Below are 11,986 nucleotides of genomic sequence, written 5' to 3' on the forward strand. Positions count from 1 at the left end.
TCAGTGGCGGAAGTGGCGCACGCCGGTGAACACCATCGCCAGCCCGTGTTCGTCGGCGGCGGCGATCACTTCCTTGTCGCGCATCGAACCGCCCGGCTGGATGACCGCCTTGATGCCGGCGGCGGCGGCGGCGTCGATGCCGTCGCGGAACGGGAAGAAGGCGTCGGACGCCATCACCGAACCCGGGACCGACAGCCCGGCCTCCTCGGCCTTGAGCGCGGCGATCTTGGCACTCACCACGCGGCTCATCTGCCCGGCACCGATACCGATGCTGCGTTGTTCCTTGGCATAGACGATCGCGTTGGACTTCACGAACTTGGCGATGCGCCATGCGAACAGCAGGTCGTCCATCTGCGTGTCGGTGGGCGCCAGCCGGCTGACCACCTTCAGTTCGTCGCGGCCCACCTCGCGCACGTCGCTGGTCTGCATCAGCAGCCCCGAGCCGACGCGCTTGACGTCGAAGTTGTTGCGGCCCTCGCCGTGCGGGATCCGCAGCACGCGGACGTTGGCCTTGCGCGTGGCGTAGTCGAGCGCGCCGGGCTCGAAGTCCGGCGCGATCAGCACCTCCACGAACTGGCGGTCCAGGATCACCTTGGCGGTGGCCGCGTCGAGCCGGGTGTTGAAGGCGATGATGCCGCCGAAGGCCGAGGTCGGGTCGGTCGCGTAGGCCAGTTCGTAGGCATCGCCGCAGGCCACGCCCACCGCCACGCCGCACGGGTTGGCGTGCTTGACGATGACGCAGGCGGGCGCCTCGAACTGGCGCACGCATTCCCACGCCGCGTCGGCATCGGCCAGGTTGTTGAAGCTCAGCTCCTTGCCCTGCAGCTGGGTGAACGTGGCCAGCGTGCCAGGCACCGGGTACAGGTCGCGGTAGAACGCGCCGTGCTGGTGCGGGTTCTCGCCGTAGCGCAGGTCCAGCACCTTGACGAAATTGCTGTTGGACTGCGCCGGGAACAGGCCGCGCCCGCCCTCGGCGGTGATCGAGGACAGGTAGTTGCTGATGCAGGCGTCGTACTGCGCGACGCGGTCGAATGCCGCCACCGACAATGCGAAGCGCGTGGTTCCGGCCAGCGCGCCGCCGTTGTTGGCCAGCTCGGCGATCAGCGCCGGGTACTGCACGGGGTCGGTGGCCACGGCCACGCGCGCGAAGTTCTTCGCCGCCGAGCGCAGCATCGCCGGACCACCGATGTCGATGTTCTCGACGATCTGGTCCATCGTGCTGTCGGGGTGGGCCGAGACCGACTCGAACGGGTACAGGTTCAGCACCAGCAGGTCGATCGGGGCGATGCCGTGCTCGGCCATGACCGCATCGTCGACATCGGCGCGACCCAGCAGGCCGCCGTGCACCACCGGGTGCAGCGTCTTGACCCGGCCATCCATCATTTCCGGGAAGCCGGTGTGCTCGCTGACGTCGGTGACCTCCAACCCCGCCTCGCGCAGCGCCTTGGCGGTGCCGCCGGTGGACAGCAGCGCCACGCCGTGGCCGGCCAGGGCCCGGGCCAGTTCCACCAGACCGGTCTTGTCGGATACCGACAGCAGGGCGCGACGGATCTTCACCGTCGGAAGGGAAGCGGTCATTCGATGATTCCGGCTGGGGGGCCGGAAATTATAGCGATGCGGCCAGGCCCGGCCCGGCGGGAGGATTCACCGCCGCCGCCGGAGACCGGGACACCCGCTGATCCGCACGTTCCCAAGCCCGTGCGAGGCCGGGCCCCATCCCCTGCCACTCAACGTCTCGTGCCGTGTCGGGTCGCGTCGCGTCGACCCGCGGGTTCGGGCACTCAGGCCAGCCCGTACTCGCGCAACTTCTTGCGCAGCGTCGCGCGGTGGATGCCCAGCATCGTCGCTGCGCGGCTCTGGTTGCCGTCGCAATGTTCCAGCACTTCGGCGAACAGCGGGATCTCCAGCTCGCGCAGGGCGATCTCGTAGAGGTTCTCGGTGTCGCAACCGTCCAGGTCGCCCAGGTAGCGGCGGATGGACGTCGCCACGTGGTCACGCAGGGGCACGCGGGGCCCCGGGCGGGCGGCGTCGTGGCGGTCGGTAGCGGCAGCGTTCAAGAGCGGTCCCCATATGAAGCATCCGTCGTCGAAAATGGCCGGTTCGCGTGCGTGCGGCGGGGCGACGGACCGGGGAGTCTAGCGCGTGGCGGTGGCACGGGACACGGCCGCGCGCATTCAGTCGATGCGTTCAACGGAAGTCGAAGGTGAATGCGACGATGGGTTGGGCGGGTTCGCGAACGTCCAGGCGCACCGCGGCGCTCTGGCCGGGTGCGAGCAGGCCGCCATCGTCCCCGTCGGAGCGGTACTGATCGGGAGTAAACGCACTGGCGGCCACTTCGCGGCCATCGACGTCGGTCAGCGCCACGCGCAGGGTGGGCCAGGGTTGCGCCCAGCGGGCGTCGTTGCGGAAGCTGGCACTGACCTGCAGCACGCCGGGCGTGCCGGGCTTGGGGCGGACGTTGCGATCCAGCATGCGGAAGGCGGCCGGTTCGTGCCATGCCGGCACCTCGCACCCCAGCGCACCGCAGACCGTCTGCACCCACGGCCTCCAACGCGCGTCCGCGCCCAGTTCGGCGCGCTGGGCGAGCAGCAGTTGCACCAGCAGCAACACCAGCAGCAGCGCGGCGGCGATGCGCAGCGGCCAGCGCAACGTGTTGGCTTCGCCGGGGAGGGTGACACGCGCAAAGCTGGGTCCGCGGCTGCGCGGGCCCCGGGGCAGGGGCGGCGCGGGCGAGGGAGTGGTTGCTGCATCGACTGTGGATGTTGCAGGAGCTTCGCCCGCGGGCGGTGTGGCATCGACCGCCGCGGCCGCGGGCGCTTCGTGATCGCCCGCTTCCGCCTCGGATGCCCCTTCGCTGCCGATGGCAGTGGATTCCCCGGTCTCCGGGGGCGTCGAAGCACCGCCTCCGTCCTGGCCGGCGGCGCCCGCTTCCAGCGACGCGGTCGGATCCTCGAGGCGCTGCTCGCAGCGCGGGCAGCGCTGTTCGTGCGCATCGCCCCGGGCGATCAGCGAGACCAGGAAACCGCAGTGGGGGCAGGGCACGAACATGGCCGCCGAGTGTAAGCGGCCAACGGGCACCCGGCGACTCGGCGGCGCGTTCGTCGTGATGCGCGTCCCGTATCGCGACGCCGGCGCGTGCGACCAAGCCGCGGGCATGCGCTCGTTGAACGTCCCTGTAGGAGCGACGTGAGTCGCGATCCGTGAATCGGCCAATGGACGCGGTCGCGACTTACGTCGCTCCTACAAGGGCGGTGCCACCCGGCGTCTCTCGGAGGGGTGATCGCGGCTGAAGCCGCTCCTACAAAAAGAGGCGGTTTCAGCGGCGGCGGCCGCTCACGCGCATCCAGTCATCAAGCCCTTGCGCCTGCAGGTGGTCGAAGTCGCGCGCATAGCGCGCGATGACCTCGTGCTCCTGCCCGGCCAGGATCCCCGACAGCGCGATGTGGCCACCCGGGGCGACACGGGCGGCGATGACGTCCGCCAAGTCGACCAGCGCCGAAGCGAGGATGTTGGCCACCACCACCGGATACACGCCGTCGGCCGCGTCCTCCGGCAGCGTTGCCGACAGCCGGTCCTGCTCGCCGTTGCGCCGGGCGTTGTCGAGGGTGGCGGTGATGGCCTGCGGATCGTTGTCGATCCCGGTTGCATCGCGCGCGCCCAGCTTGAGCGCGGCCAGTGCGAGGATCCCCGAGCCGCAGCCGAAATCCAGCACGCGCGCGCCGTCCAGCGCGCCCTCGTCGGCCAGTTCGTCCAGCCACTGCAGGCACAGCGCGGTGGTGGGGTGGGTCCCCGAGCCGAACGCCAGGCCGGGGTCCAGCCGGACCACGGCGGCATCGGCGGTATCCGCACCCGCCGGCAGGGGGTGGTTCCACGGCACGATCCAGGTGCGCCGGCCGAATTGCAGCGGCACGTACTGGTCCATCCACGCACGTTCCCAATCCTGGTCGGCGACGTCCTGGAACACCGCGCGCGACCAGTCGATGCCTTCGTCGGCGGCCTGCAGCGCGTGCAGCAGCAACCCGGCAGGCGTGCCATCGGGGAACAGCGCTGTCAGCCGCATCTCGTTCCACAACGGCGTCTGCCCCACGCCCGGCTCGAAGATCGCCTGCTCATCGGGCTCATCCGCGTGCGCGTCGGCCAAGGTCACCGACAGCGCGCCGACGCTTTCCAGCGCACGCTCGCAGCGCGGCTGCTGCACCTGGCTGCAGGGGAGGGTGAGTTCGAGGAAGGGCATGGCGTGGGGCGTGGGGTCGGGTCGCCCATTGTAGGAGCGACGTGAGTCGCGATCGTGCCGTCGGCGCGGGTCACGGGCTCGCGACTCGCGTAGCTACTGCACCGGCACCGGGGTGCGATCGCGGCTGAAGCCGCTCCTACGGAAGCGGGCTCACACGATCGACAGCGACTTTTCCTTCTGTTCCTTGAGCCGCTTCTCGAGGTAGTGGATGTTCTGCCCGCCCTGCTGGAAGCCGATGTCCGACAGGATGCGTTGCTGCAGCGGGACATTGGTCTTGATCCCGTCCACCACCATTTCGCTCAGTGCCACGCGCATGCGGCAGATGGCCTGCTCGCGGGTGGCGCCGTGCACGATCAGCTTGCCGATCATCGAGTCGTAGTTGGGCGGGACGCGGTAGCCCTCGTAGATGTGGCTGTCCACCCGCACGCCCGGGCCGCCCGGGGCGTGGAAGTGTGCGATCAGGCCGGGGCTGGGCATGAACGTGTCCGGATCCTCGGCGTTGATCCGGCACTCGATCGCATGGCCATCCAGCACCACGTCCTGCTGGCGGATCGACAACGGCTGGCCGGCGGCGATCATCAGCTGCTCGCGCACGAGGTCGATGCCGGTGACCATCTCGGTGACCGGGTGCTCGACCTGGATGCGGGTGTTCATCTCGATGAAGTAGAAGCGCCCGTTCTCGAACAGGAACTCGAACGTGCCGGCGCCGCGGTAGCCGATGCGGATGCAGGCCTCGGTGCAGACCTTGCCGATCTCCGCGCGCTGCTCGGGGGTGATGCCGGGTGCCGGGGCCTCCTCGACGACCTTCTGGTGGCGGCGCTGCATCGAGCAGTCGCGCTCGCCCAGGTGGATGGCGTTGCCCTGGCCGTCGGCCAGCACCTGGATCTCCACGTGGCGCGGGTTCTCCAGGAACTTCTCCATGTAGACCATGTCGTTGCCGAACGCGGCCTTGGCCTCTGACTTGGTGGTCTGGACGGCGCTGTGCAGGTGCGCTTCGGTGTGGACCACGCGCATCCCGCGTCCGCCGCCGCCGCCGGCCGCCTTGACGATGACCGGGTACCCGATCTCGCGCGCGATCTTGGTGTTGGCCGTCGCGTCGTCGCCCAGCGGGCCGCCGCTGCCGGGCACGCACGGGACGCCGGCTTCCTTCATCGCGCGGATCGCTTCGACCTTGTCGCCCATCAGGCGGATGGTTTCCGCCCGCGGGCCGATGAAGATGAAGCCCGACTCCTCCACCCGCTCGGCGAAATCGGCGTTCTCGCTCAGGAAGCCGTAGCCCGGGTGGATCGCCTGCGCGTCGGTGACCTCGGCGGCGGCGATGATCTGCGCCATGTTGAGGTAACTGTCGGTGGACGGCGCCGGACCGATGCAGACCGACTCGTCGGCCATGGCCACGTGCTTGAGGTTGCGGTCGACCGTGGAGTGCACGGCGACGGTGCGGATGCCCAGGGCGTGGCACGCGCGCAGGATGCGCAGCGCGATTTCGCCCCGGTTGGCGATGACGACTTTGTCGAGCATGGAGCTGACCTCAAAGACGGGCGCAGGGAGTGGGTAACAGGGGCCGGGCAGGAGCGCCGAATGCCGTGTTGCCGTCCCGGTGCCCGGGATTCACTTCGTGGAAGCGTGTGGCGACGCAGGCGATCGGTGCCGCGGCCAAGGCCGCTTCCCGGTTCCCGGTTCCCCGTGTCCGCTTCACCCAATGACGAACAGCGGCTGGTCGAACTCGACCGGCTGGCCGTTCTCGGCCATCACCTTGATGACGGTGCCGGAAACATCGGCCTCGATCGGGTTGAACATCTTCATCGCCTCGATGATCGCCAGCGTCTCGCCCGCCTTGACCGCCTGGCCCACCGCGACGAAGGCCGGCTTGTCAGGGGAGGGCGAGGTATAGAAGGTGCCGACCATCGGCGCGCGCATGACGTGGCCGTCTGGCATCGACTGCGCGTTGGCGTTGGCGTTGGCGTCGGCGCCGGGCTTGCCGCCGCCGGTGGCCGCCTCGGTGGGCGAATGCATCGGCATCGGGGCCATCGGCGCGGGGGCGTAGTGGACGGCGGGCGCGGCCGTGGTGCCGCCGCGGGGGGTGCGTGCCAGGCGGACGGACTCCTCGCCTTCCTTGATCTCGATTTCGGCGAGGTTGGACTCCTCGAGCAGGTCGATGAGCTTCTTGATCTTGCGCAGGTCCATGGCGGGCCTCTGGGTGGGCCCCGCGGTGCGGGGCGTGGATGCGGATGCGGGTTGCGGCCGTCAGGACGGCTTGCGGCGGGCGCTGGCGTGGTTGTCCAGCCAGGCCACCGCGGCGTCCAGGGCGAATCGGTAGCTGTGCTCGCCGAAGCCGGCGACCACGCCCAGGGCGAGGTCGCTGAAATAGCTGTGGCGGCGGAACGGCTCGCGGCTGTGCGGATTGGTCAGGTGCACTTCGATGAAGGGCACTTCGACGGCGGCGAGCGCGTCGCGCAGGGCGACGCTGGTATGGGTGAAGGCGGCCGGGTTGATCAGGATCAGCGCGGTGCCATCGTGGCGGGCGGCCTGGACGCGCTCCACCAGCACGTGCTCAGCGTTGGACTGCAGGCTGTCGAAGCCGTGGCCGGCCGCCTCCACGCCCGCGCACAGCGCCGCGTCGATCTGCGCCAGCGTGGTGCGCCCGTAGAGGGTCGGCTCGCGTTCGCCAAGCAGGTTGAGGTTGGGGCCGTGCAGGGCCAGCAGTTTCGCCATGGGGCCGCAGGATGACGGAAAGGCCGGAGTGTGCGCGAGCGTTGCTGAACTGTCCAGACGTTCGCCGCAGAATCGGCGAAGTTGCCGCGATTTAAGCAGGCGTTTGAGTCGGGCCCGTGCGAGTGGCGGCGGGCGGTCAGGCCTCCCGGCTCACTCCAGCCGCGCCCAGCCATCGATTTCGCCGTGCTCGAAGGGCCCGATCCGCTGCTTCACCAGGCGGCCACTCGCGTCGATCAGGGCCGTGTAGGGCAGCACGCCCTTCGGGTTGCCGAGCTGCACGCCGGCGTCGCCGGGGCCGGCCGCGTCCAGCGCGATCGGGTAGCTGACCGGGATCCTCGCCAGGAAGTCGCGCACGGCGGCGGCGTCGTCCAGGGCGATGCCGACCACGCCGGTGCCCGCCTCGCCCTGGCTGGCGGCAAAGCGTTCCAGTTCCGGCATCTCCTCGATGCACGGGCCGCACCAGCTGGCCCACAGGTTCACCAGCACGGGGCGACCCGCGAAGTCGTCGGGCAGCGCCAGGGTGCCGCCGTCCAGCAGCGCCACCCGCACCCGGGGAATGGCCTGGCCGCGTCGCGCGACCTGGACCCCCGCCGGCGGTGCGGGCGAGCTGGCTGCGGCGGCGGCATTGAGGGCCCATTGACCCGCCTCCGTCCGCAGCAGCGGGCCGGGGCCGTTGACCACCAGCCCGGCGCCCACCCCGAGCAGGCCCGCCGCCAGCGCGACCAGCAGCACTTTGGGGGTGCCGGACATCGCCATCAGGGCTCCGCCGCCGCAGGGGCCGGCGCGCGCGCGAGACGGGCACGTTCGGCGAAGGCGGGCGCCTTCTCGAAGCCGAACAATCGCAGGTCACGGCGTTCGCGGCCGTCGATGAAATACAGCGTGGCCGGCGGACCGATGATCCCCAGCCGCTGCATCAAAGCCTGGTCGATCGCGTCGTTGGCGGTGACGTCGGCCTTGACCAGCATGAAGCCGTCCAGCGCGTCGTGTACCACCGGTTCGGGGAAGGTGTACTTCTCCATTTCCTTGCACGACACGCACCAGTCGGCATAGAAATCCAGCATCAGGGGCTGGCCGGACTGGCGCGCGGAGGCGATGGCCGCGTCGAGGTCCTGGCCGGACTTGATCATCCGGAACGGCAGCTCGGCCGCCTGCGCCGAACCCGTGCCCAACCCGGCCAGTGGCTGCAACGGGTCGCGCCCACCGGCCATGGCCCCGACCAGTTGTGCGCCTCCGGTGACACCCAGCAGCAGGGCCAGGGTTGCCAGCATTGCGCGCCGGCCCGGGTGCAGGCCGGTCCTGCCCGCCACGGTCACCCCGACGGTCGCCGCCGCGCCCAGCAGCAGCACGCCCCAAAGGGCCAGGGTGGCAGGCGCCGGCAGGATCCGCGACAGCATCCACACCGCCAGGCCCAGGAATACGAATCCGAACGCGCGCTGGATCGCGACCATCCACGGTCCGTTGGTCGGCAACCCGCGTCCGGCCGCCACGCCGAATGCGATCAGCGGCGCGCCCATGCCCATTGCCAGTGCGAACAGCGCCGCGCCTCCGAAGACCGGGTCCTGGGTCTGGCCGATGTAGAGCACCGCGCCGGCAAGCGGTGGTGCCACGCACGGCCCCACGATCAGCGCCGAAAGCGCGCCCATCACCGCCACCCCCGTCCACGAGCCGCCACGTTGGCGGTCGGCGACCTCGCCAAGCCGGCTGCGCAGGCCGGCCGGAAGCTGCAGCTCGTACAGGCCGAAACTCGACAAGGCAAGCACCACGAACAGCAGCGAGAAGGCGACGATCACCCACGGTGTCTGGAAGGCGATCTGCAGGTTGGCGCCGGCCAGGCCCGCCAGTACCCCCGCGGCGGTGAACACCAGCGCGTTGGCCAGCACGTAGACCAGCGAGAGCGCGGCGGCGCGGCGCGCACCCAACCCCGGGCCGTGGCCGGCGATCAGCCCCGAAAGGATCGGGATCATCGGCAGCACGCACGGGGTGAACGCCAGGCCCAGGCCGAGTCCGAAGAACACCAGCAGGGCCCATGCGCGATGCGGCCCGGCGAGGGCGGCGGCCAGTCGACTGTCCTCGGCGAGCAGGCTGGCGCTGCCGGCATCGCCTGCACTGCCCTGGCCCGCGTCGCGGGGACGTGTCTCGGAGCCTGCGCTGCCGTCGGGCGGCGCGGCGGCAAGCGCAGCCGGATCCGCCGGTGGAGTGGGCACCGTTGCGTCCACCGCGCCGCTGTCGCCGATGCCCGTGCCGGAAGCTCCCGGAGGGACAGCTGCGGCCGGCTCGATGCCAGTGCCGCCCGTGGCGCGTCCCGGCGGCAGCTCGAGCGACACCGTGCGCGTCATCGGCGGGTAACAGATGCCGTCGGCCTGGCAGCCCTGGAACCCGGCGACCACCTCGATCCGCCCGCCCCCGGTGCCGGTGCGCAGCAGCGGCAGCGGCACGTCGACCTGGTCGAAGAACACGGTGGTGGTGCCGAAGTACCCGTCCCGGTGGCGGGTGCCGGCAGGCCATTGCGGTGCGGCCGCGCGAATGCCCTCGCGGCGCGCGGTTTCGCCCTCGATGCGCAACGTGGTCTGGTCGCGATACAGGTAATAGCCCGCGGCCGGGGTGAAGCGCAGCAGCAGCCGGTTGCCGCCATCGGCGATGGCCTCGAAGCCGAACGCCTGTTCCGGCGGCAGCGGCAGTGCGTCCGTGCCCCCGGACGTGGCGCCACCGAGCAGCGCGTTGCCGCCGCGCACGCCGCTGCCGGGGAGCAGCCCGCTGGAAGCCCGTCCGCCGGCGGGGATCGCGACGGCCAGCGTGCGCGTCTGTGGTGGGTAGCAGACGCCCGCGTCCGCGCAGCCCTGGTACTTCACGGTCAGCGTCGCCGTCGGACCCCGGGCCTGGCCCGGCAGGGTCGCGACCAGTTGGCCCCGGTAGGTCTCGACCTTGCCGAAGAACTCGTCTTGGTAAGCCTTGCCCGGCGGAAGCTGGAGGGTGCCGGCATCGAACCCGCTTGCGGCCACCGAGGTGCGGTGGCGGTAGAGGTAGTAGCCCTCGGCGATGCGCCAGCGCACCTCGATGCGGTCCGGTGCCACCGCCCGGGCCGAGAGCACGAATGCCTCGTCCACGGGGAGCAGGTCCTCCTCGTCAACCGCGAACGCCAGTGCGGGGAACAGCGCCAGCGCCAGCAGGCAGGCGAACCCGACCCACCCGCGCAGGACTCGCGCCAGGACGGGTTCAGGCGCGCGCATCGTGGCAGCGGGGGCGGGCAGGGCGGGGTCGAACACGGAAGGATCGGGCACGGCGGAATTCAACCTGGTTCGGTTTGCAGCGAAGTTTGCAGCGGATCGGGGCGGGTCTCGTCGGCGACCCAGGCCAGGTACGGCAACAGGCCACCGGCGGCTTCGACCGCGATCACCTCGGGCAGTTCATAGGGGTGCATTGCCTGCAGCCGGTCGGTGCAGGCCTGCAGGCACGCGTCGGTGGTCTTCGCCAGCAGCAGGACCTCGTCGGCCTGCTCCACCCTTCCCTGCCAGCGGTAGGTCGAGCGCATGCCCGGAAGGACGCTGGCGCAGGCGGCAAGGCGCTCGTCGACCAGTGCCCGCGCCAACCGGTCGGCGGTAGCGGCGTCGGGGCAGGCGCAATGGACGATGACCACGGACATCCGCCGATTCTACCGGCGCACCCGGTCCGGCGCCGGCATCAGCCGGTCGCCGGGCGCCGCGACTCGTGTCCCCGGCCGCGGCCGACACGCTGCTGGGCCAATTGTTCGACCACCTCCACCAGCGGCGCGCGGGCCAGCATCGGACTTTCGCGGAAGGCGGCCAGCAGCCGAAGCTCGAAGGGATCTTCCACCAGCATGGCGTCGGCGGCAGCCACCGAGTCCATCGCCACGTCCTGTGACAACGTCATGCGGCCGCGGCCGGTTGCCAGCCATTCGTACTGGACGCCGGTGGCCATCGCCGCCTCGCGCAGGTGGCTGGCGCTGGGCGACTTGCCGGGCGTCGCCTCCCAATGGCTGACCGCGCTGCGCTGTACGCCCACCGCGTTGGCCAGGGCCGCTTGCGACAGCCCGGCATGGCGGCGGGCCAGGCGGATGCGTTGCTGTGGGGTCATGGCCAACTCCGGCAGGTGTCCGAAAGTAACGACGATACCAATATTGCCATCAAGCGGCTACCAACAGTCACATTGTGTGCTGAAGCCGTTAAAAGGCAGCAGATCCACGACCGCCGTCACAACCCGATGCTACCGATAGTCTCTGAAATCCCACTCCGGGGTGCTGGTGGCCCCGCACCGGAATGCGCACTATTCCTCCCGGCCGACACGGAAGTCGGCTTGGACAAGGGGTGTCTGGTCAGGGGAGGGGCGAAGGACACGCTGCGCTTGGATGCCATCTCCATACCGTGAAAGAGCGCGTCGCTTCGGGGACGCGCTCTTTCTTTTCCTGCGTTCGCCCGGGTGCCAGGCTTTGCGCCGGCAGGCCGGCCAGGCCGCCTCACAGCGGTGCCCCCTGCATGTCCGCCGGGTCCTGACCTTGGTCCACGCCGATGGCCCACGCCGATTGGGCCTTCGCACCACCCCCCCCCCTTGAAAGCCTCCAGGGCCACCCCATTTACCCCGCAGTCCCGGCGCTTGCCGGGCGCTGTCGTCCCAGGCCTTGGCACTCGGCCGGGGCGACTGCTAAAATTCCCGTTCTTTTCCCACCCATTCAAACACTTAGGGGTTGCCCCATGAATATCAAGCCGCTCTACGACCGCGTGGTCATCAAGCGCATGGAAGAAGAAAAGATGTCCGCAGGCGGCATCGTGATCCCAGACTCGGCCACCGAGAAGCCGATCAAGGGCGAGATCGTCGCCGTTGGCGAGGGCAAGCACCTGGACAACGGCAGCGTGCGCGCGCCGAAGGTCAAGGTCGGCGACAAGGTCCTGTTCGGCAAGTACAGCGGCACCGAGGTGAAGCTCGACGGCACCGACCTGCTGGTGGTGAAGGAAGACGACATCTTCGCGATCCTCGGCTGATCGCCGGGGCGGGCTCGCCCGCCACTGCTTCCCTGTTCCCAATTCC

At 70.2% G+C, this 11,986-nt stretch carries 12 protein-coding genes; 1 reads left to right on the forward strand and 11 read right to left on the reverse strand.

Annotation, left to right across the window (positions count from 1 at the left end):
• The 11 genes from purH to ACJQWL_RS09990 form a co-directional block, all read right to left on the reverse strand.
• A complete protein-coding gene (gene purH, locus ACJQWL_RS09940) occupies positions 1-1,578 on the reverse strand; it encodes a bifunctional phosphoribosylaminoimidazolecarboxamide formyltransferase/IMP cyclohydrolase (protein ID WP_330968285.1) in 1,578 nt (525 codons plus the stop codon).
• 203 nt (positions 1,579-1,781) lie between these two features.
• Positions 1,782-2,057, reverse strand: coding sequence for a DNA-binding transcriptional regulator Fis (gene fis, locus ACJQWL_RS09945; RefSeq protein ID WP_330968286.1), 276 nt, complete (start codon positions 2,055-2,057; stop codon positions 1,782-1,784).
• Between the two features lie 130 nt (positions 2,058-2,187).
• Positions 2,188-3,048, reverse strand: a complete 861-nt coding sequence (locus tag ACJQWL_RS09950) for a DUF3426 domain-containing protein (protein WP_330968287.1) — start codon at positions 3,046-3,048, stop codon at positions 2,188-2,190.
• Between the two features lie 268 nt (positions 3,049-3,316).
• The gene (gene prmA / locus ACJQWL_RS09955; RefSeq protein ID WP_330968288.1) at positions 3,317-4,234 is read right to left on the reverse strand and encodes a 50S ribosomal protein L11 methyltransferase; all 918 of its coding nucleotides are present in this window, start codon (positions 4,232-4,234) and stop codon (positions 3,317-3,319) included.
• 150 nt (positions 4,235-4,384) lie between these two features.
• Entirely contained in the window at positions 4,385-5,752 is a 1,368-nt protein-coding gene (accC, locus tag ACJQWL_RS09960; protein WP_330968289.1) for an acetyl-CoA carboxylase biotin carboxylase subunit, read from the reverse strand.
• A 174-nt stretch (positions 5,753-5,926) separates the two neighbouring features.
• Entirely contained in the window at positions 5,927-6,418 is a 492-nt protein-coding gene (gene accB, locus ACJQWL_RS09965) for an acetyl-CoA carboxylase biotin carboxyl carrier protein (RefSeq protein WP_330968290.1), read from the reverse strand.
• Positions 6,419-6,478: 60 nt separating this feature from the next.
• Complete coding sequence (locus ACJQWL_RS09970) at positions 6,479-6,946, reverse strand: type II 3-dehydroquinate dehydratase (protein WP_330968291.1); 468 nt, start codon at positions 6,944-6,946, stop codon at positions 6,479-6,481.
• Positions 6,947-7,096: 150 nt separating this feature from the next.
• Positions 7,097-7,696 (reverse strand): TlpA family protein disulfide reductase, encoded by a 600-nt coding sequence (locus tag ACJQWL_RS09975; RefSeq protein ID WP_330968292.1) that lies wholly within the window; start codon positions 7,694-7,696, stop codon positions 7,097-7,099.
• A gap of 5 nt (positions 7,697-7,701) precedes the next feature.
• Positions 7,702-10,224, reverse strand: a complete 2,523-nt coding sequence (locus ACJQWL_RS09980) for a protein-disulfide reductase DsbD (RefSeq protein ID WP_330968293.1) — start codon at positions 10,222-10,224, stop codon at positions 7,702-7,704.
• An 8-nt stretch (positions 10,225-10,232) separates the two neighbouring features.
• Complete coding sequence (gene cutA, locus ACJQWL_RS09985; RefSeq protein ID WP_330968294.1) at positions 10,233-10,586, reverse strand: divalent-cation tolerance protein CutA; 354 nt, start codon at positions 10,584-10,586, stop codon at positions 10,233-10,235.
• Positions 10,587-10,624: 38 nt separating this feature from the next.
• Positions 10,625-11,038 (reverse strand): helix-turn-helix domain-containing protein, encoded by a 414-nt coding sequence (locus ACJQWL_RS09990; protein ID WP_330968295.1) that lies wholly within the window; start codon positions 11,036-11,038, stop codon positions 10,625-10,627.
• A gap of 614 nt (positions 11,039-11,652) precedes the next feature.
• On the opposite strand from ACJQWL_RS09990, the gene groES reads away from it, so the two are divergent.
• Positions 11,653-11,940 (forward strand): co-chaperone GroES, encoded by a 288-nt coding sequence (groES, locus tag ACJQWL_RS09995; RefSeq protein WP_330968296.1) that lies wholly within the window; start codon positions 11,653-11,655, stop codon positions 11,938-11,940.
• Positions 11,941-11,986 lie beyond the last annotated feature (46 nt).

The organism is Novilysobacter viscosus, assembly GCF_046600715.1.
Taxonomy (GTDB): Bacteria; Pseudomonadota; Gammaproteobacteria; order Xanthomonadales; family Xanthomonadaceae; genus Lysobacter_C; species Lysobacter_C viscosus.

Bases quoted from the DNA above. Each gene is read 5' to 3' on its own strand.
- purH (WP_330968285.1), bottom strand. From the start codon at position 1,578: ATGACCGCTTCCCTTCCGACGGTGAAGATCCGTCGCGCCCTGCTGTCG.
- ACJQWL_RS09950 (WP_330968287.1), bottom strand. From the start codon at position 3,048: ATGTTCGTGCCCTGCCCCCACTGCGGTTTCCTGGTCTCGCTGATCGCC.
- prmA (WP_330968288.1), bottom strand. From the start codon at position 4,234: ATGCCCTTCCTCGAACTCACCCTCCCCTGCAGCCAGGTGCAGCAGCCG.
- accC (WP_330968289.1), bottom strand. From the start codon at position 5,752: ATGCTCGACAAAGTCGTCATCGCCAACCGGGGCGAAATCGCGCTGCGC.
- accB (WP_330968290.1), bottom strand. From the start codon at position 6,418: ATGGACCTGCGCAAGATCAAGAAGCTCATCGACCTGCTCGAGGAGTCC.
- ACJQWL_RS09970 (WP_330968291.1), bottom strand. From the start codon at position 6,946: ATGGCGAAACTGCTGGCCCTGCACGGCCCCAACCTCAACCTGCTTGGC.
- ACJQWL_RS09975 (WP_330968292.1), bottom strand. From the start codon at position 7,696: ATGTCCGGCACCCCCAAAGTGCTGCTGGTCGCGCTGGCGGCGGGCCTG.
- cutA (WP_330968294.1), bottom strand. From the start codon at position 10,586: ATGTCCGTGGTCATCGTCCATTGCGCCTGCCCCGACGCCGCTACCGCC.
- ACJQWL_RS09990 (WP_330968295.1), bottom strand. From the start codon at position 11,038: ATGACCCCACAGCAACGCATCCGCCTGGCCCGCCGCCATGCCGGGCTG.
- groES (WP_330968296.1), top strand. From the start codon at position 11,653: ATGAATATCAAGCCGCTCTACGACCGCGTGGTCATCAAGCGCATGGAA.